Source organism: Kaistia sp. 32K (genome assembly GCF_016629525.1).
Classification (GTDB): Bacteria; Pseudomonadota; Alphaproteobacteria; order Rhizobiales; family Kaistiaceae; genus Kaistia.
On sequence record NZ_AP024269.1, the window covers coordinates 2,918,834 to 2,936,701 of the forward strand.

Annotated in this window: 19 protein-coding genes and 1 riboswitch; of the genes, 6 read left to right on the forward strand and 13 right to left on the reverse strand. The window is 67.0% G+C overall.

Translation table 11 applies throughout. The annotated features are described in order from the left end of the window. Positions 1 to 156 precede the first annotated feature (156 nt). Positions 157 to 2,172 carry an acetyl/propionyl/methylcrotonyl-CoA carboxylase subunit alpha gene (locus K32_RS13435; protein WP_201400027.1) on the reverse strand — a complete coding sequence of 672 codons (2,016 nt, stop codon included), beginning with the start codon at positions 2,170 to 2,172 and terminating at the stop codon, positions 157 to 159. Between the two features lie 239 nt (positions 2,173 to 2,411). On the opposite strand from K32_RS13435, the gene folP reads away from it, so the two are divergent. From folP to K32_RS13460, 5 genes are read left to right on the forward strand one after another with little or no spacing between them, the layout of a single operon-like run. Beyond that, entirely contained in the window at positions 2,412 to 3,251 is an 840-nt protein-coding gene (folP, locus tag K32_RS13440) for a dihydropteroate synthase (protein ID WP_201400028.1), read from the forward strand. Further along, a complete protein-coding gene (gene folB, locus K32_RS13445; RefSeq protein ID WP_201400029.1) occupies positions 3,248 to 3,619 on the forward strand; it encodes a dihydroneopterin aldolase in 372 nt (123 codons plus the stop codon). Before folP ends, folB begins: the two co-directional genes overlap by 4 nt. Beyond that, a complete protein-coding gene (gene folK, locus K32_RS13450; RefSeq protein ID WP_201400030.1) occupies positions 3,612 to 4,100 on the forward strand; it encodes a 2-amino-4-hydroxy-6-hydroxymethyldihydropteridine diphosphokinase in 489 nt (162 codons plus the stop codon). The genes folB and folK overlap by 8 nt, the downstream gene beginning before the upstream one ends. A 57-nt stretch (positions 4,101 to 4,157) precedes the next feature. After that, complete coding sequence (locus tag K32_RS13455; protein WP_201400031.1) at positions 4,158 to 4,406, forward strand: hypothetical protein; 249 nt, start codon at positions 4,158 to 4,160, stop codon at positions 4,404 to 4,406. Beyond that, the gene (locus K32_RS13460; RefSeq protein ID WP_201400032.1) at positions 4,393 to 4,791 is read left to right on the forward strand and encodes a type II toxin-antitoxin system VapC family toxin; all 399 of its coding nucleotides are present in this window, start codon (positions 4,393 to 4,395) and stop codon (positions 4,789 to 4,791) included. The genes K32_RS13455 and K32_RS13460 overlap by 14 nt, the downstream gene beginning before the upstream one ends. Before the next feature lie 19 nt (positions 4,792 to 4,810). Here K32_RS13460 and K32_RS13465 read toward each other — a convergent pair whose 3' ends face one another. The 9 genes from K32_RS13465 to K32_RS13505 all read right to left on the reverse strand — a co-directional run bounded on the left by K32_RS13465 (position 4,811) and on the right by K32_RS13505 (position 13,591). Next, a complete protein-coding gene (locus K32_RS13465) occupies positions 4,811 to 6,343 on the reverse strand; it encodes an acyl-CoA carboxylase subunit beta (protein ID WP_201400033.1) in 1,533 nt (510 codons plus the stop codon). A 9-nt stretch (positions 6,344 to 6,352) separates the two neighbouring features. After that, a complete protein-coding gene (locus K32_RS13470; protein ID WP_201400034.1) occupies positions 6,353 to 7,177 on the reverse strand; it encodes an ATP12 family chaperone protein in 825 nt (274 codons plus the stop codon). After that, positions 7,170 to 8,171: an RluA family pseudouridine synthase gene (locus tag K32_RS13475; RefSeq protein ID WP_201400035.1), complete on the reverse strand. Its 1,002-nt coding sequence runs from the start codon at positions 8,169 to 8,171 to the stop codon at positions 7,170 to 7,172. Before K32_RS13475 ends, K32_RS13470 begins: the two co-directional genes overlap by 8 nt. Positions 8,172 to 8,205: 34 nt before the next feature. Beyond that, a complete protein-coding gene (crcB, locus tag K32_RS13480; protein ID WP_201400036.1) occupies positions 8,206 to 8,589 on the reverse strand; it encodes a fluoride efflux transporter CrcB in 384 nt (127 codons plus the stop codon). Between the two features lie 99 nt (positions 8,590 to 8,688). Beyond that, a riboswitch (Fluoride riboswitch) is annotated at positions 8,689 to 8,765 on the reverse strand. A 157-nt stretch (positions 8,766 to 8,922) separates the two neighbouring features. Continuing rightward, positions 8,923 to 9,063, reverse strand: a complete 141-nt coding sequence (locus K32_RS13485; RefSeq protein ID WP_201400037.1) for a hypothetical protein — start codon at positions 9,061 to 9,063, stop codon at positions 8,923 to 8,925. Positions 9,064 to 9,136: 73 nt separating this feature from the next. Next, positions 9,137 to 10,204, reverse strand: coding sequence for a fatty acid desaturase (locus K32_RS13490; RefSeq protein ID WP_201400038.1), 1,068 nt, complete (start codon positions 10,202 to 10,204; stop codon positions 9,137 to 9,139). 43 nt (positions 10,205 to 10,247) lie between these two features. Then, entirely contained in the window at positions 10,248 to 11,288 is a 1,041-nt protein-coding gene (locus K32_RS13495; RefSeq protein ID WP_201400039.1) for a 2-hydroxyacid dehydrogenase, read from the reverse strand. A gap of 3 nt (positions 11,289 to 11,291) precedes the next feature. Beyond that, positions 11,292 to 12,410: an AAA family ATPase gene (locus K32_RS13500; RefSeq protein ID WP_201400040.1), complete on the reverse strand. Its 1,119-nt coding sequence runs from the start codon at positions 12,408 to 12,410 to the stop codon at positions 11,292 to 11,294. Between the two features lie 68 nt (positions 12,411 to 12,478). Beyond that, positions 12,479 to 13,591 (reverse strand): S-(hydroxymethyl)glutathione dehydrogenase/class III alcohol dehydrogenase, encoded by a 1,113-nt coding sequence (locus K32_RS13505; protein ID WP_201400041.1) that lies wholly within the window; start codon positions 13,589 to 13,591, stop codon positions 12,479 to 12,481. A gap of 176 nt (positions 13,592 to 13,767) precedes the next feature. On the opposite strand from K32_RS13505, the gene K32_RS13510 reads away from it, so the two are divergent. Beyond that, the gene (locus K32_RS13510) at positions 13,768 to 14,337 is read left to right on the forward strand and encodes a nucleoside 2-deoxyribosyltransferase (RefSeq protein ID WP_201400042.1); all 570 of its coding nucleotides are present in this window, start codon (positions 13,768 to 13,770) and stop codon (positions 14,335 to 14,337) included. Positions 14,338 to 14,342: 5 nt separating this feature from the next. Here K32_RS13510 and K32_RS13515 read toward each other — a convergent pair whose 3' ends face one another. The 3 genes from K32_RS13515 to K32_RS13525 form a co-directional block, all read right to left on the reverse strand. After that, the gene (locus K32_RS13515; RefSeq protein WP_201400043.1) at positions 14,343 to 14,972 is read right to left on the reverse strand and encodes a glutathione S-transferase family protein; all 630 of its coding nucleotides are present in this window, start codon (positions 14,970 to 14,972) and stop codon (positions 14,343 to 14,345) included. Positions 14,973 to 15,056: 84 nt separating this feature from the next. After that, positions 15,057 to 16,364 (reverse strand): replication-associated recombination protein A, encoded by a 1,308-nt coding sequence (locus tag K32_RS13520; RefSeq protein ID WP_201400044.1) that lies wholly within the window; start codon positions 16,362 to 16,364, stop codon positions 15,057 to 15,059. Between the two features lie 30 nt (positions 16,365 to 16,394). Further along, entirely contained in the window at positions 16,395 to 17,789 is a 1,395-nt protein-coding gene (locus K32_RS13525) for a DegQ family serine endoprotease (protein ID WP_201400045.1), read from the reverse strand. Positions 17,790 to 17,868: the final 79 nt, after the last annotated feature.

The window sequence follows — 17,868 nt, forward strand, 5'->3', positions numbered from 1 at the left end:
CACGCAGGGCGGCCGTGCGATCGATCGGCTGCACTGAGATCGTGCGTCCTTCGAGGCCCGGCTTCGCCGGGCACCTCAGGATGATGGAAATCGAGCACCGCATGACGGCTGGACTGTGTTGCGCGAAGGTATCGGACTTCCCCTTGTTGGAAGGCCTCAGGCGAACTCCATGATCACCGCGTCGACGGCGAGGCTGTCGCCGGGCTTGGCGGCGATGCGCTCGACCGTCAGGTCGCGGTCGGCGCGGAGCACGTTCTCCATCTTCATCGCCTCGACGATCGCCAGCGTCTCGCCCGCCTTGACCTCCTGCCCCTCCTCGACCGCGACCGAGACGACGAGGCCGGGCATCGGGCACAGCAGGAATTTGGACGTGTCGGCCGGCTTCTTCTCCGGCATCAGCCGGTGCAGCGCCGCGACGCGCGGTGTCATCACCCGCGCCACGACGTCGACGCCGCGATAGAGCAGCCGCGTGCCGGAAGGCGCCGGCCGCACCTGCACCGTGAAGACCTCGTCGTCGAAGGCGCCCTGCCAGACGGGATCGCCGGGCAGCCAGTTCGACAGGATGGTGACGGGCTCGTTAGAACCCGGCAGCACCACCTCGACCTCGATCGGAACCTGCACCAGCCCGCCCGGGCTCGACAGCTCGACCGTGGTGCCGCCGATCGCCACCACCCAATGCTCGCGCCAATGGCCCGTATGCGGCCCCAGCCGGCCGCTCAGCCGGTCGAGCCGGTCCTTGCGCAGCATTTCCATCGTCAGCGCGACGGCGGCCAGTCGCGCGAGCGTTGAAGCATCCGGTGTAACGCCCTGGAATCCCTCCGGGAACTCTTCCGCGATAAAGCCGGTCGAGAGCTCTCCCTCGCGCCAGCGCGGATGCGCCATCAGCGCCGACAGGAACGGCACGTTGTGCTGGATGCCCTCGACGACGAAATCGTCGAGCGCCACGCCCATCGCCTCGATCGCCTCTTCCCGCGTCGGCGCATGGGTACAGAGCTTGGCGATCATCGGGTCGTAGAACATCGAGATCTCGGAACCCTCGACGACGCCGGTGTCGTTGCGGATGGTGATGCCTTCCTGGATCGCCTCGGCCGGCGGCCGGTAGCGCGTCAACCGGCCGATTGAGGGCAGGAAGTTGCGATAGGGATCCTCGGCATAGATGCGGCTCTCGATCGCCCAGCCTTCGAGCCGGACGTCCTTCTGCGCGATGGCGAGCCGCTCGCCGGCGGCGACGCGGATCATCTGCTCGACGAGATCGATGCCGGTCACGAGCTCCGTCACTGGATGCTCGACCTGCAGGCGGGTGTTCATCTCGAGGAAGAAGAAGCTCTTGTCCTGGCCGGCGACGAACTCGACGGTTCCGGCCGAATCGTAGCCGACCGCTTTCGCCAGCGCGACCGCCTGCTCGCCCATGGCCCTGCGGGTCGCCGGATCGAGCAGCGGCGACGGCGCCTCCTCGATGACCTTCTGGTTGCGGCGCTGGATCGAGCATTCGCGCTCGCCGAGATAGATCGCGTTGCTGTGCTTGTCGGCGAGCAGCTGGATCTCGATGTGGCGCGGATTGACGATGAACTTCTCGATGAAGACGCGGTCGTCGCCGAAGGAGGAGCGCGCCTCGGAGCGCGACAGACGGAAGCCCTCGCGTGCCTCGGCGTCGGAATGGGCGATGCGCATGCCCTTGCCGCCACCGCCGGCCGAGGCCTTGATCATCACCGGATACCCGATCTGGCGGGCGATCGTGACCGCTTCGTCCTCGTCCTCGATGATGCCGAGATGGCCGGGCACGGTCGAGACATTGGCTGCCGCCGCGACCTTCTTCGAGGCGATCTTGTCGCCCATCGCCTCGATCGCCCTGGCGTTCGGGCCGATGAAGACGATGCCGTTCGCCACCAGCGCCTCGGCGAAGGCGGCACGTTCCGACAGGAAGCCGTAGCCCGGATGGATCGCGTCGGCGCCCGTCGCCTTGGCGGCGGCGAGGATCCGGTCGATCAGCAGATAGGACTGCGCCGCCGGCGCCGGACCGATATGCACAGCCTCGTCGGCCATCTCGACATGCAGGGCATCGCGATCGGCATCCGAGAAGACCGCGACTGTTTCGATCCCCATCCGCCGCGCCGTCTTGATGATGCGGCAGGCGATCTCGCCGCGATTGGCGATCAGGATCTTGTCGAACATGGGGACTCCTCGGCAGAAAGTGCCATTCGGGACAATAGGATTTCTAAGCCCTCTGCCCTGAAGCGGCAATCAGGACGCGTGGAGAAGCCGCGCCGGAGCGACACGAACTGCTGTCCCATCCCCTGCCTGCGTCGAACCGCGTCGGACAATCCGTTGACAGGCCAACGTGTTTGGGTGCTGTAACAGCGTCGCGGCTCCAATGGCCGCCTGAAACCCGTCCCCCTTGCCGCGAGCTCGTGATGGCGCCAGCCGCTCCCCTCGACATCGATCACCTCGACCGCCGGACGAGCGGCCGCAGCCTGATCATGGGCATCCTCAACGTCACGCCGGACAGTTTTTCCGACGGCGGCGACCATGCGGAGGGGGAAGCGGCGATCGCGCATGCCGAGCTTCTGGTCGCCGAGGGCGCCGACATCCTCGACATCGGCGGCGAATCGACCCGCCCCGGCGCGGCGGAAGTCGACGCCGAGACGGAGCTCGCCCGCGTCATCCCGCCGATCCGCGCCATCGCCGCGCGTTTTCCCGCGCTGATCTCGGTCGATACCTACAAGGCCTCGGTCGCGGAAGCGGCGCTCGCCGCCGGCGCAAAGATCATCAACGACGTCTGGGGCCTGCAGCGCGAACCGGAGATCGCCCGCGTGGCGGGGGCGCATGGCGCCGCCGTCATCGCCAGCCACTGGGAGCGCGAGACCTATTCGCCCGCGACCATTCTCGACGCCATGAAGCGCTTCTTCGACCGGTCGATCGCGCTGGCGCGCGCGGCCGATATTCCCGATCACCGCATCGTCCTCGATCCCGGCATCGGCTTCGGCAAGGGCATGGCGGAGAACCTTTTGATCCTCGATCGCATCGACGAGATCGTCGCGCTGGGCTTTCCCGTCCTCCTCGGCGTCTCGCGCAAGCGCTTCATCGGCGAGATCACCGGCCGCGAACCGAAGGAACGCCTCGCCGGCACACTCGCCACCAATGTGCTTGCCGCCGCGAAGGGCGTATCGACCTTCCGCGTGCACGACGTCGCCGCCCATCGCGACGCGCTTTCCGTCACCGACGCCATTCTCTCGAGCCGCGAACTCCCATGACCGACCGCATCTTCATCAACGACCTCCGCTTCTACGGCTACCACGGCGTGTTTCCGGAGGAGGCCGTGCTCGGCCAGCGATTCCGCGTCGACTTGACCTGCGAGCTCGACCTCGCGGAGGGCGCCCGCAACGACGACCTGACGAAGACCGTCCACTATGGCGAGCTGGCCCAGCTCGTTGAAAAGATCGGCAAGACGCGCCGCTTCAAGCTGATCGAGGCGCTCGCCGAAGCCATGGCGACCGAGATCTTCGCGACCTATCCGCCGATCGAGAAACTGACGATCCGCATCACCAAGCCGGAGGCCCCCGTGCCTCTCTCGACCGGCGTCATCGCCGTCGAGATCGAGCGGGAGCGGACGCGTGACTGAGGCCTTTCTCGGACTGGGCAGCAATCTCGGCGACCGCGCCGAGCTGCTCCGCGACGCCATCGCCGCGCTCGATACCGCGCCTAGCGTGCGCGTGACGCGCATCTCGTCGCTCTACGAGACGCCGCCCTGGGGGCCGGTGCCGCAGGGCCCCTATCTCAACGCCTGCATCGGCGTCGAGACCAGCCTGTCGCCGCGCGCCCTGCTGGAGCTCGGCCTCGCGATCGAGCGCGACCATGGACGCGAGCGCGCCGTCCGCTGGGGCCCGCGCACGCTCGACATCGACCTCCTGCTCTATGGCGACGAAGCCATCGACGAGGACGGCCTGATCGTCCCGCACCCGCGCATGGCCGAACGCGCCTTCGTGCTGGTGCCGCTGGCCGAGATCGCGCCGGAGCTCACGATCGGTGGCAAGACCGTCGCGACGCTGCTGGAGGGACTGGACGCGTCAGACATCCGGAAGACGGACGAAAGGCTGTTTTAAGGGGCAGACCCGCTATCGAAGTAGCTGTGCTAGCATCAGGTCACAAGGAGACGCTCCATGACCAAGGTGCTGGCAAGCGACATCGACGACGCGACGGTCGAGCGTTTCAAGGCTCGCGCCGAGGCGGAAGGCAAGACGCCCGAACAGGCGCTGCACGATCTGATCCAGACCTATGCCTCTTCCGACCGCAAGGCCGAGGCACTGGCTAGGCTGGACGCCATTCGCTCTCGGACAGAAGGCAAGCCGGTGCCCGATCCCGTGGCGCTGATCCGCCAGGATCGCGACAGCAATCATGGCCGTTATTGACGCCAATGTTGCCGTCGCGCTCATCGTCGACTTGCCTTGGTCAAAGGAAGCGCGTGAGCGGATCCGGCTGGACGATGCTCCGATCGCGCCGGCGATCCTTCTGACCGAGATCGCGAACGCCTTGTGGCAGCAGGTGCGAAAGCAAGTTCTGACGCTGGACGATGCCCTCGCGGGACTGTCCGACGTCCGTCGACTGATCACGATCACCCGTGACGAAGACAGCCTTGAAGACGCGCTGCGCCTTGCCGTCTCAGCGAACCATCCAGTCTATGACTGCGTCTATCTTGCGCTCGCCAGCCAGTCCCGGACGTCCTTGCTGACCGCCGACCGAAAGCTCGCCGCCATCGCCCGCGAAAGAGGCATTCCCTGCCGGCTGCTGCTCTGATCGCGACGAAGCCCTCGCCCTACAGCGGAATGTTGTCGTGCTTCTTCCAGGGGTTCTCCAGCGCCTTGTTGCGCAGGAGGCGGAGGCCCCTCGCGATGCGGCGGCGGGTCGAGTGCGGCATGATCACCTCGTCGACATAGCCGCGCTCGGCGGCGACGAAGGGCGACAGGAAGCGGTCCTCATATTCCTTGGTGCGCGCCGCCAGCCCTTCCGCGTCGCCGTTCTGGGCGCGGAAGATGATCTCGACGGCGCCCTTGGCGCCCATCACCGCGATCTGCGCCGAGGGCCAGGCATAGTTCAGGTCGCCGCGCAGATGCTTCGACGCCATGACGTCATAGGCGCCGCCATAGGCTTTTCGCGTGATGACCGTGATCTTCGGCACCGTCGCCTCGCCATAGGCGAAGAGCAGCTTGGCGCCGTGCTTGATCAGCCCGCCATATTCCTGCGCCGTGCCCGGCAGGAAGCCCGGCACGTCGACGAAGGTGACGATCGGAATGGAAAAGGCGTCGCAGAAGCGGACGAAGCGCGCCGCCTTGCGCGAGGCGTCGCTATCGAGCACGCCGGCAAGCACCATCGGCTGGTTGGCGACGAAGCCGACCGTGCGCCCCTCGACGCGGCCGAAACCGACGACGATGTTTTTCGCAAACGCCGCCTGGATCTCGAAGAAGTCGCCCTCGTCAACCGTCTTCAGGATCAGTTCCTTGATGTCGTAGGGCTTGTTCGGATTGTCGGGGACCAGCGTGTCGAGCGACATCTCGATCCGGTCGGCCGGATCGTAACTGTCGATCTCCGGGATCTCGCCGCGATTGTGCAGCGGCAGCAGGTCGACCAGGCGACGCATCTCGAGGAGCGTCTCGACGTCGTTGTCATAGGCGCCGTCGGCGATCGACGAACGCGTGGTGTGGATGGAGGCGCCGCCGAGCTCCTCGGCCGTGACGCTCTCGTTCGTCACCGTCTTCACGACATCCGGGCCGGTGACGAACATGTAGCTGGAATCGCGCACCATGAAGATGAAGTCGGTCATGGCGGGCGAGTAGACGTCGCCGCCGGCGCAGGGGCCCATGATGACGGAGATTTGCGGGATGACGCCGGAAGCCAGCACGTTGCGCTGGAACACCTCGCCATAGCCGCCGAGAGCCGCGACGCCTTCCTGGATGCGCGCGCCGCCGGCGTCGAACAGACCGATGATCGGCGCCCGGTTCTTCAGCGCCATGTCCTGGATCTTCATGATCTTGCCGGCATGCGCTTCCGAGAGCGAGCCGCCGAAGACGGTGAAATCCTTGGCGAAGACGAAGACGGTGCGGCCGTTGATCGTGCCCCAGCCGGTGACGACGCCGTCGCCGGGGATCTTCGTCTTCTCCATGCCGAAATCCGTGCCGCGGTGCTCGACATACATGTCGAACTCCTCGAACGAGCCCTCGTCGAGCAGCACCTCGAGACGCTCGCGCGCCGTCAGCTTCGCCTTGGCGTGCTGGGCCGCGATCCGCTTCTCGCCGCCACCGAGACGGGCTTCCGCCCGCCGCTTCTCGAGTTCCGCCAGCACGTGCTTCAAGGAGGTCTCCTATGCCCGAGCGGCCAGTACCTGCGCCGCGGCCTGCATCTCGCGCCAGCGGGCTTCCCGCCGCGCGCTCGCTTCCTCGTCCTCGCCCCAGAGCGAGATCTGATAGTCCTCGTCGATATGGGCCAGCGACCAGGCCTCTTCCGCCGAGAGACGCCCATGCAGCACGGCGAGCGCCAGTATGGCGGAGCCGGTCAGCGTCGTCACCGTGTTGAGGGCGGCGAGGCGGAGCGTGTCGAGATCGCCAATGGCGGCGTCGACCGCCTCGATCGTCTCGGGAAACTGCTCGACATGGACAATGCCCTCGGCCAGCACGAAGCGGGCGTGAAAGCGCTCCTGCATCCAGGCGATCAGCGGCGACCAGCGCTCATCCTGCAGCGCCACCAGCCGCTCCGGGCTGTCGGCGCGGTAGCAGAGCAGGTCCGAGCCGGCATAGCGCAGAACCTCGGCGCGGGTCTCGGCCAGCGTGTTGGCGACGCCGTCGACGGCGGAGTTGACGAGCCGCGTCAGCGGCATGGTGGAGGGCTTGATGAACTCGCCCTGCGCCGCCCATTCGGCGGCGATCGCCGCCGCGATCGCCTCGTCCGGCACGACGAGGCGCGCCTTGCCCGGCGTGCGCACGGCGCGGCCGTCGAGGCGGATGACGAAGCCGCCCTCCTCGGCCGGCGCATAGTCGGACGCCTCGTAGAAGCGCTTCGGCAGGACCGGCGCGTCGAGCTTCTCGGGGATCTTGCGCGGCGCGTCCGCCGCCTCGTCGCCGTCGTCGGCGCCAAGGTCCGCAAGCCTGCCGGCGGGCTCCTTGTCCGCGTCCTTGCCGGTCTCACTCATCGTCGTCGCCCGTATCGCCAAGATCCTTGTCGAAGCCGAGAAGGTTCCAGCTCTGCACCATGTGCGGCGGCAGCGGCGCGGTGACGTCGAGCGTGCCGGTGCCGGAAGGATGCGGGATGATGATGCGGCGCGCGTGCAGATGCAGCTTGTTCTGGATGCCGCCCGGGAAATCCCAGTTGATGTCGGCCTCGAAATATTTCGGGTCGCCGATGATGGGATGGCCGATATGGGCGGCGTGGGCGCGCAGCTGGTGCGTGCGGCCGGTGACCGGGCGCATGGTCAGCCAGGCGAGCCCCTGCCCCGCGATGTCGACCACCGAATAGAGCGAGACGGCGTGGCTGGCGTCGTCCTCGCCATGGCGCGCGATCTTCATCTTGTCGCCCGAGGGTCCGCCGTCGCGGGCGAGCCAGGTCGAGACGCGGCCCTGCGGCGGGCGCGGCACGCCCTTCACCAGCGCCCAGTAGATCTTCTTGGTCGTGCGCGCGCGAAAACTCGCCGAGAGCTTCGAGGCGGCGAGGCGCGTCTTCGCGACCACGAGCACGCCGGTCGTCTCGCGGTCGAGACGGTGCACGAGGCGGGGCTTCTGGTCCTTGGTGTCGCGCAGCGCCTCCAGCATGCCGTCGACATGCGTCGTCAGGCCGGAGCCGCCCTGGACAGCGAGGCCCTGCGGCTTGTTGAAGACGTAGACGTGGTCGTCCTCGTACAGGCACATCGCCATCAGCGCGTCGGCGGCGCTGCCGCGCGCACCGAGCGGACGGGCGACATGCGGGCTGCCGCCGGCGGAATCGACGCCGAGCGGCGGAATGCGCACCACCTGGCCGGGATTGACGCGGTCGTTGGTCTTGGCGCGGCCGCCGTCGACCCGCACCTGGCCCGAGCGCAGCAGCTTCTGCAGATGGCCGAACGACAGGCCCGGATAGTGATCCTTGAACCAGCGGTCCAGGCGCATGCCGGCTTCGTCGGCACCTACGGTTATGTTGACGATGCTCGCCATGGAAAAGTCCTTCTCTTGAAGGCGCCTCATATCATCAGGCGAGCGTCCTGACGAGCCAGAGCCCTGCAAAGAGCGCGAGAACCGACACGATGAGCGACGTCAGCGCGTAGAACGCGGCGTTGCCGGTCTCGCCACGCTCGATGAGAAGCGCGACGTCGAGCGAAAAGGTCGAGAAGGTCGTGTAGCCGCCGAGCACGCCCGTCGTGAGGAACAGCCGCGCGTGCTGCGACCAGTTCATGCCGTCGCGAAAGGCGAAATAGCCGGCGACGAGCCCCATGACGAGCGAGCCGGTCACGTTGATGATCAGCGTCCCCCACGGGAAGGACGTGCCGAACAGGCGGGAGGACGTGAGGTTGATGCCATGGCGCAGCAAACCGCCGAGGCCCGCGCCGACAAAAACGAGAAGGGATGGAAACATGGATTCTCCTCAGGGCCTGTCGCCCATGCAACCGAGGTCCAGCGAGAACATCGCCGCGACAAGAGGCTGGACGGACTCCTGCCGTGCGCCCGAAAAGGCACGTTGGCAGGGGTCATCAGCCGATCACGGCGGTTCAGATCCGAGGGACCTCGGGAGACTCCATTCCCGCAAGAGAAATTATGCCGGCAACAGCCGGAATGCAATTGAGAGCTTGGGGCAAGCCGGCCGCCTCGGCCCGCAAAATCAGGCACCGAGGCGGCATGGCGGGACGACAGGCGGCCCGAAGGAAAGAGCAGCCCGAACCTGACGGCGGCGGCGGGACTCGCGGCCGGGCTAGCCCTTCTTGCCCTTGCCAGGCGCGCCGAGCGTCGCCTTGCTCACCTGGGTCGTGAAGGTGGTGGCCGGCGCGGGCGCTTCCTTCACCTTCTTGGGCTTCTTCGCCTCCTTGTTGCTGCGCATCTGACCTTTGGCCATGGACATTCTCCTCAGGAGGTCACGCCAGATCCTCGGCGCCCGGCAGAAGCCGTCTGCGTCCAGACCAGCCCGATCAGGCGGTCTCAGCCGCGAGCGGCAAGGTCGCCGCCTGCCAGCGCCGCATCGCCTTGAACGACACGAGTTGCTGGCGGCCTTCATCCCATAATACCAGCGGAACGGAGCGCAGGCTCTCACCAATCGTGATGCGGCCGACCTCTGTCAGTTCCGGATGATGCCGGAGGACTTCCGGCAGGCGGTAATAGGGAATGCGGCTGCAGAGATGATGCACGTGGTGCACGCCGATATTGGCGGTCATCCAGCGCAGGACGCCGGGAAGATCGTAATAGGAGCTGCCATGCAGCGCCGCTTCCTGATGCGTCCAGTCCGGCGGGCGAGCCCAGAAGGTCTCCTCGAACTGATGCTGGACATAGAACAGCCAGACGCCGATCGAGGCGGCGATGACGGCGATCGGCACGTGGATCAACAGGAAGGGACCGACGCCGACCAGCCACATCAGGACGCCGACCAAGAGGGCAATTCCGAGATTGGTGCCCATGGTGCTCAGCCAGGGCCGCCAGCCGTCGCGCATCAGGCCCACCGGCAGGCGGTGCTGCAGCAGGAAGAGATAGGCGGGCCCGATGACGAACAGAACGACCGGGTTGCGGTAGACGCGATAGCCGAGGCGTCCCCAGAAGCCGCGCGCGCGATACTCCTCGACCGTCAGCGTCGTGATGTCGCCGATGCCGCGGAGCTCGAGATTGCCATGGGTGGCGTGGTGGATCGCGTGGGTTCGGCGCCAATAGTCGTGCGGCGTCAGCGTCGCCACGCCGATGACGCGGCCGACCCAGTCGTTGACGTCACGCCGGCGGAAGAAGGCGCCGTGGCTGCAATCGTGCTGGATCATGAACAGGCGGACGAGAAACCCGCCGGCCGGAATGGCCAGCGCCAGCGCCAGCCACCAGTATCCGTATTGCACCAGCGCCCACATCGCCGCCCAGAGGGCCGCGAGCGGCAGCACGGTGATCAGGATCTCCATGACGCTTCGCGTCTCGTTCGGCTCGCGAAACCGACCCAGAATCTTCGGCCAGCCCCGCGCGTGCGAGGCGCGGTCGGATAGATGAACATCGTTTTTGTAAGTCATGGGCGGCGATCCTACACGACATCGGGTCGCCGCCTTCCATGGTTTATTTTCCGCCTTGCGGATTATCACGCGGCGCCGCGCTTACGCTTTCGGCAACGACAATGTTTTCAAGAACTTCCCCCTTCTCGGCTGCGGCAATATTGTGCAGCGTCGTCTCGCTGATCGCCCTGAGGGCGTCGGCGGTCAGGAAGGCCTGGTGTCCGGTTACCAGCACATTGGGGAAGGTCAAAAGGCGCTGGAAGACGTCGTCCTGGATGATCTCGTTCGAGAGATCCTCGAAGAACAAATCCGCCTCCTGCTCGTAGACGTCGAGCGCGACGCCGCCGACCTTGCCGCTCTTCAGCCCCTCGACCAGCGCCTCGGCGTCGATCAGCGCGCCGCGGCTGGTGTTGACCAGCATGAAGCCGGGACGGGCCTTCTCGATCGTCGCCGCGTTGACGAGGTGATGCGTCTCGGGCGTCAGCGGGCAATGGAGCGTCAGGATGTCGGCCTCGACCAGCACCTCGGCGAGCGGCCTATACTCGATGCCGATCTCGACCAGCGCCGGATCGTGCCACTGGTCGAAGGCGAGCACGCGGCAGCCGAAGCCGAGCTTCAGGCAGCGCGCGACGAGGCCGCCGATCCGCCCGGTGCCGACGACGCCGACGGTCTTGCCGAAGAGGTCGCTGCCGATCAGCCCGTCGAGCGAGAAATTGTTGTCGCGAACCCGTGCCCAGGCGCGCGGGATCCGGCGATCGAGCGCCAGAAGCAGCGCGACGGTAAACTCGGCGACCGCGTGCGGCGAATAGGCCGGCACGCGCACCACGTCGATGCCGAGCTCGCCGGCGGCGACGAGGTCGATATTGTTGAAACCGGCACAGCGGAGCGCCACGAGGCGCGTTCCGGCGGCGGCGAGATGCGCCAGGAGATCGCGATCAAGCTTGTCGTTGACGAAGACGCAGACCGCAGGGAATCCATCCGCCAAGGGCGCGGTGGTGAGATCGAGCTTCGGCTCGAAATAGACCAGCTCATGCCCGAAGGCGGCGTTGGTCTCGGAAAGATACTGCCGGTCGTACGGCTTGGTGCTGAAGACGGCGACGCGCATGCTCTACTCCTGATCCGCGAATTCCCCGAAGAGCTTCAGCCCCTCGATCCATGTGGCGCCATCCTGCTTGACGACGACGCGCGGCGCGACGCCGGCCTCCTCGCCGAGCGCCGTGGCGAGGGCTTCCGAATGGGTGACGACCCAGACCTGCGTCCGCTCGGCGGCGCGGACGATCAGCCGCGCCAGCGCCGGGATCAGCTCCGGATGCAGGCTGGTCTCCGGCTCGTTGAGCGCGATGAAGCCCGGCAGGCGATAGGCCGAGAGCGCCGCGACCAGGCAGAGGAAATGCAGCGTGCCATCCGAGAGCTCGTGCGCGCCGAGCGGGCGCGGAAGGTCCGGAAACTGGAGGCCGATTGAGACCGTGCCCTTGCCGAATTCGGTGATGAGCGCGGTGCCGGGAAAGGCATCGGCGATCGCCGCCTCGATATCGGGTGCCTCGCCCCGGATCTCGAAGACCGTCGCCAGCGCCGCCGCGAGATCGTAGCCGTCCGAGGCCAGCGTCGGCGTGGTGATGGCGAGCGCCGGCTGGCGGATCGGCGAGGCCTTGTCGGTGCGGAAGTCGTGATAGAAGCGCCAGTCCTGCAGCGCCCGGCGGACGAGGTCGAGTTCGGTGAAGCGGCCCTGGTCGCGAAAGCCGGAAAGCGCCGTCTCGGAAGGGACCAGCGCCTCCTCATAGGACTGGCGCCGTCCGCTTTCGTCACGCAGCCAGGCGCTCGGGCCCTGCCGCTTCATCAGCGTCACGGCCTTGCCGTGGCTGCGATGGACGAGCTCCTCGGCCTTGACCATCGGTTCGGTCTTGGTCAGCGCCGCCTCGTCGATCGGCGCCGGCAGGCCGATCTCGATCGAATAGAAATACTCGCCGAACTCGGCGCCGAGCTTCAGCCGCACCGGCCCTTTGGCGCGGGGACCGGCCCATAGGACGGATTCGAAGCCGCCCTCCTCCGCGATCTCGCGCGTGATCGTGCCGCGCGCGGCGGCCGCCAGAAGCTCGAGCGAGCGATAGAGATTGGTCTTGCCGACGCCATTCTTGCCGACGAGCACGGTCAGCCGCTCGACCGGCACCTGGATGCGCCGGATCGAACGATAGAGATCGGCCGAGACGGATGTCAGGCGAAGGGGCACGGCTCCTCCGGGCAGCGGCGAAGGAATGGTTCGGGCAGGCGGCCGAGGCCCCCTGCCCGATGCTTCGATCAGAACGTGACGACGCTGCGGATCGACTTGCCTTCGTGCATGAGATCGAAGGCGGTGTTGATCTCGGCGAGCGGCATGGTGTGGGTGATCAGGTCGTCGATGTTGATCTTGCCGTCCATGTACCAGTCGACGATCTTCGGAACGTCGGTGCGGCCGCGCGCGCCGCCGAAGGCGGAGCCCTTCCAGACGCGGCCGGTGACGAGCTGGAACGGACGGGTCGAGATCTCGGTGCCGGACGGCGCCACGCCGATGATGATCGACTCACCCCAGCCGCGATGGCAGCACTCCAGGGCCTGACGCATGGTGTGGACGTTGCCGATGCACTCGAACGAGAAATCCGCGCCGCCGCCGGTCAGGTCGACGATCGCCTCGACGACCTTGTCGCGGCCGACCTCGTCCGGATTGACGAAATGCGTCATGCCGAACTTCTTCGCCATCTCGACCTTGGCCGGGTTCAGATCAACGCCGATGATCTTGTCGGCGCCGACCATGCGGGCGCCCTGGATCACGTTCAAACCGATGCCGCCGAGGCCGAACACCACGACATTCGCGCCCGGCCAGACCTTGCCGGTATGGATCACGGCGCCGATGCCGGTCGTCACGCCGCAGCCGATGTAGCAGATCTTGTCGAAGGGCGCGTCCTCGCGGACCTTCGCGACGGCAATCTCGGGCAGCACGGTGAAGTTCGAGAAGGTCGACGTGCCCATGTAGTGGAACACGATCTCGCTGTCGCAGCGGAAGCGCGAGGTCTTGTCGGGCATCAGGCCCTGGCCCTGCGTCGAACGGATCGCGGTGCAGAGGTTGGAGCGCTGCGACAGGCAGGTTTTGCACTGGCGGCATTCGGGCGTGTAGAGCGGAATGACGTGGTCGCCGGGGCGCACCGAGGTGACGCCGGCGCCGACCTCGCGGACGATGCCCGCGCCCTCATGGCCGAGGATCGCCGGGAACTTGCCCTCCGAATCGAGGCCGGACAGCGTGTAGGCGTCGGTGTGGCAGACGCCCGTCGCCATGATCTCGACCAGCACTTCGCCGGCCTTTGGACCTTCCAGATCGATCGTCTCGATCGTGAGCGGCTTGTTGGCTTCCCAGGCGACGGCGGCACGGGTCTTCATCGGACGGCTCCTCGAAATTCTCTTCGCGCAATTCGGCGCCGGCGCAACCGCCGGCCTGATCCTTGGATAGCCCACTCGCGCCACCGGGTCGATCCTTCCGCCCGGCGCGGGCGGGGATAGTGACACGGCCAGGGTCCTGTGGAAGGCTCGGCGCCTCATCGAGGGGATTCCATCCAGTGCCAAGCAAGGTCTATCTCGCCGGTCCCGAAGTGTTCCTGCCGAATGCGCGCGAAGTGCTGACGCGCAAGGCGGAGCTCGCCCGCGCGGCCGGGCTCATCCCGTTGTCGCCCGGCGATCTCGAAATCCCTCCGGCGGATACCAAGAAGGGATTCGGCCATGCCATCAGCGCCGTCGACGAGCGGATGATGCTGGAGGCGGACGCCATCATCGCCAATCTGACGCCGTTTCGCGGCATCGCCGCCGATACCGGCACGACCTTCGAACTCGGCTTCATGTGCGCGCTCGGCAAGCCCGTCTTCGCCTACACCAACGTCGCCGAAAACCACTATCGCCGCGTCGTGGCGCATTATCACGGCGCGGTCGCGCGGGGCGATGACGGCCATCAGCGCGGCCCCGACGGATTGTCCGTCGAGGATTTCGACATGATCGACAATCTGATGCTGCATGGCGGCATCGAGCGGCGCGGCGGTACCGTCGTCGTCGGAAATGCCGCGCCGAACGCGCTCTATACCGATCTCACCGCCTTCGAGGCCTGCCTCGCCATCGCCGCCGAGCGCCTCGCCTGACGCGCTCAGCCCTTCGGCGGAATGAGCGGCTGGGCGATCTCCTGGAAAACGGCGAGCCCCTCGCATTCCGCCGCCAGCGCCGCGAGGCGCGGCCAGGTCTCCGCCTGGAACGCATCGGGATGCGCCTCGCGGACGAAGCGCAGCACTGAGGCGACCGCGATGTCGGCATGGCCGATGCGGTCGCCATACCACCAGGGCGTTGAGCGCGCCGCCCGGTCCTGCTCCAGCGCGTCGAGCGTGGCGCCGATCTGCGTCCGGCAGCGCTCGACCCAGAGTTCGGAGCGGTCCTTGCGCAGGATCTTCTCGTAGAGAAGGCTGACCGCCTTGTCGCCGAGGCCCATGGCGAGCGCGATCGTCTTCAGCGCGTGCCGCCGCTCCGGCCCGAACGGGGCCAGCATGGCGCGGTCGGGTCCGGCCAGTTCATCGAGATAGTCGAGGATCGCGGCGCTTTCGATCAGCACCTCGCCATCCTCGAGCACCAGCGTCGGCACCCGCCGCAACGGATTGTAAGCGCCGAGCTTTTCGGCATCGCCGAAGGTGGACCACGGCCAATGCTCGAACGGCAGATCGTAGAACCGCAGCGCGATCGCGACGCGGCGGACGAAGGGCGAATCATACTGGCCGATGAGGATCAAGGCGGGACGCTCCGTTGCGGAAGCGCATGCTGCCCGATGCCGGAAGGGCCGGCAACCGCGGCGCCCATCCCGGGACGCGGGCGCCTACTCCCCCCGCTCCTTCCGGAGCTTGGACCAATAGTCCATGCGCTTGCGGATCTCGCGCTCGAAGCCGCGCTCGACCGGCTGGTAGAAGCTCTGGCGGCCGAGCGCGTCGGGGAAATAATCCTGGCCCGAAAAGGCGTCCGGCTCGTCGTGGTCGTAGCGATAGCCGGCGTTGTAGCCCTCGTCCTTCATCAGCTTGGTCGGCGCGTTCAGGATGCGCTTTGGCGGCAGCAGCGAGCCGCCGTGCTTCGCCGTCTGCATCGCCGCCTTGAAGGCCGTGTAGACGGCGTTCGATTTCGGCGCGGTGGCGAGATAGACGGCCGCCTGCGCGAAGGCGAGCTCGCCTTCCGGGCTGCCGAGATAGTCGTAGGCGTCCTTGGCGGCGTTGGCGACGACGAGCGCCTGCGGATCAGCGAGGCCGATATCCTCGACCGCCATCCGCACCAGCCGGCGGCCGAGATAGAGCGGATCCTCGCCGGCGTCGAACATGCGGGCGAGATAGTAGAGCGCCGCATCCGGATCGGAGCCGCGGATCGACTTGTGCAGCGCCGAGATCAGATTGTAGTGGCCATCCTGGCCCTTGTCGTAGATCGGCGCGCGGCGCTGGACGATCTCCTGCAGGCCCTTGGAATCGAAGATCTCGCCGGGCTTTGCCGCCCGCCAGACCTCTTCCGAGAGGGTCAGCGAGGCGCGGCCGTCGCCATCGGCCATGCGGATCAGCGTCTCGCGCGCCTCCTCGTCGAGCGGCAAGGGCTTGCCCTCGACGGCCTCGGCGCGGTCGAGCAGCTTGCCGATCGATTCCGGACCATGGGAATGGAACACCAGCACGCGCGCCCGCGACAGCAGAGCGGCGTTGAGCTCGAAGGACGGATTTTCCGTCGTCGCGCCGACCAGCGTGACGGTGCCATCCTCCATCACCGGCAGGAAGCTGTCCTGCTGGGCGCGGTTGAAGCGATGGATTTCGTCGACGAAGAGCAGCGTGCCCTTGCCGATCTGCCGCCGCGCGCGCGCCTGCTCGAACACTTTCTTCAGGTCGGCGACGCCGGAGAAGATCGCCGAAATCTGCTCGAAATGAAGATCCGTCTCGTTGGCGAGCAGCCGCGCCACCGTCGTCTTGCCGGTGCCCGGCGGGCCCCAGAAGACCATGGAGCCGAGCGAGCCGGAATTCAGCATGCGCGACAACGCGCCGTCCGGGCCGACCAGATGGTCCTGCCCGACGACGTCGGCCAGCCGTTCGGGGCGCAGCCGGTCCGCCAAGGGCCGCGGCGCGGCCCTCTCCATTCCAGCCGCCTCGAACAGATTACTCATATCCACGATCCGATTGGTTTCACGCCCGACTCATCGGCCAACTTGCGAGCGGATCAGGCGACCGCCGCGCTCGATGACCAGACGATAGCGCGAGGCGCCCTGCGAGGCGATCTCGGCGAGGCCCTTGGTCGTCTCGACCTTGGCGCCATTGACCTCGACGACGACGTCGCCGGGGCGGAAGCCGACGCCGGAAGCGGCGGAATTATCGGCGACCGACTGGATCAGCACGCCGTTCCGGCGCTTGCCCTGATAGGCCTGCTCCTCGATCACGGCCGGCGAGAGATTGACGACGGTAGCACCGGCGAAGGGCGATTCGCCCGTGATCGCCCGCTCGTCGCGCGGCGTCGTCTCCGGCGCCGCCACGAGGGCGAGCTCGGTCGAATGCGGCTTGCCGCCGCGGATATAGTCGAGCTTCACCGTGCCGCCGACGCCCTTGGTGGCGACGCGGTAGTTGAAGCCGTTGGGATCATCCACCTCGATGCCGTCGACGCTGTCGACGAGATCGCCGGACTTCAGGCCCGCCTTCTCGGCCGGGCTGCCTTCCTCGACATCGGTGACGAGCGCGCCCCGCGGCCGGCCGATCCCGAGTCCCTCGGCGATCTCCGGCGTCACCTGCTGGAATCCGGCGCCAACCCAGGCGAGCCGCAGCCTTCCGTCCTTCAGCGCCGACTGCGCCACGACGCGGACCATGTTGGACGGGATGGCGAAGCCGATGCCGATCGAGCCGCCCGAGCGCGAATAGATCGCCGTGTTGATGCCGACGAGATTGCCGTCCATATCGACGAGCGCGCCGCCGGAATTGCCGGGATTGATGGCCGCGTCGGTCTGGACGAAGAACTGGTAGTCGGAAGCGCCGATCTGCGTGCGCGCCAGCGCCGAGACGATGCCGCTCGTCACCGTCTGGCCGACGCCGAAGGGATCGCCGATAGCCAGCACCAGGTCGCCGACCTCGAGCGCGTCCGAATCGGCATAGTTAACGACCGGGAACGTGCCGTCGGCCCCCTTCAGACGCAGGACGGCGAGATCCATGCGCTCGTCCTTCAAGAGCACGTCCGCCTCATATTCCCGTTTGTCGGACAGCGCGACCTTCACCTCGTCGGCATTGGCGATGACGTGATAATTGGTCACGACGACGCCAGACGCATCCACGATGACGCCGGAGCCGAGCGACTGCTGCACGCGCTTGCGCGGCGCGTCGTTCATGTCGCCGCCGAAGAAGCGGCGGAAGAACGGATCGTCCATGAAGGGCGAGACGCGCTGCTGCACGACGCGCGAGGCGTAGACGTTGACGACAGCGGGTGAGACGCGCTTGACGATCGGCGAGAAGGAATAGCGCAGCGCCGCCTCGGATTGTGGCACCGTGCGCTCGGCAGCCTGTGCCGCCCCGCCGAGGAATACGCCCGCCAATCCGATCGCAATCGCCATTCCAAACCGCATCGAGCCAACCTTTCTGCCGAGATTCCTTCGCGAGAGATGGTACATCAAATGCGGCGGTGCCGTGACC

Excerpts from the sequence above, each read along its gene's own strand:
- K32_RS13485 (WP_201400037.1), bottom strand. The coding sequence starts at position 9,063 with ATGGCCAAAGGTCAGATGCGCAGCAACAAGGAGGCGAAGAAGCCCAAG.
- K32_RS13475 (WP_201400035.1), bottom strand. The coding sequence starts at position 8,171 with ATGGCGAGCATCGTCAACATAACCGTAGGTGCCGACGAAGCCGGCATG.
- K32_RS13520 (WP_201400044.1), bottom strand. The coding sequence starts at position 16,364 with ATGAGTAATCTGTTCGAGGCGGCTGGAATGGAGAGGGCCGCGCCGCGG.
- K32_RS13495 (WP_201400039.1), bottom strand. The coding sequence starts at position 11,288 with ATGCGCGTCGCCGTCTTCAGCACCAAGCCGTACGACCGGCAGTATCTT.
- K32_RS13505 (WP_201400041.1), bottom strand. The coding sequence starts at position 13,591 with ATGAAGACCCGTGCCGCCGTCGCCTGGGAAGCCAACAAGCCGCTCACG.
- K32_RS13435 (WP_201400027.1), bottom strand. The coding sequence starts at position 2,172 with ATGTTCGACAAGATCCTGATCGCCAATCGCGGCGAGATCGCCTGCCGC.
- K32_RS13460 (WP_201400032.1), top strand. The coding sequence starts at position 4,393 with ATGGCCGTTATTGACGCCAATGTTGCCGTCGCGCTCATCGTCGACTTG.
- crcB (WP_201400036.1), bottom strand. The coding sequence starts at position 8,589 with ATGTTTCCATCCCTTCTCGTTTTTGTCGGCGCGGGCCTCGGCGGTTTG.
- K32_RS13525 (WP_201400045.1), bottom strand. The coding sequence starts at position 17,789 with ATGGCGATTGCGATCGGATTGGCGGGCGTATTCCTCGGCGGGGCGGCA.
- K32_RS13455 (WP_201400031.1), top strand. The coding sequence starts at position 4,158 with ATGACCAAGGTGCTGGCAAGCGACATCGACGACGCGACGGTCGAGCGT.
- folP (WP_201400028.1), top strand. The coding sequence starts at position 2,412 with ATGGCGCCAGCCGCTCCCCTCGACATCGATCACCTCGACCGCCGGACG.
- folB (WP_201400029.1), top strand. The coding sequence starts at position 3,248 with ATGACCGACCGCATCTTCATCAACGACCTCCGCTTCTACGGCTACCAC.
- K32_RS13490 (WP_201400038.1), bottom strand. The coding sequence starts at position 10,204 with ATGACTTACAAAAACGATGTTCATCTATCCGACCGCGCCTCGCACGCG.
- K32_RS13470 (WP_201400034.1), bottom strand. The coding sequence starts at position 7,177 with ATGAGTGAGACCGGCAAGGACGCGGACAAGGAGCCCGCCGGCAGGCTT.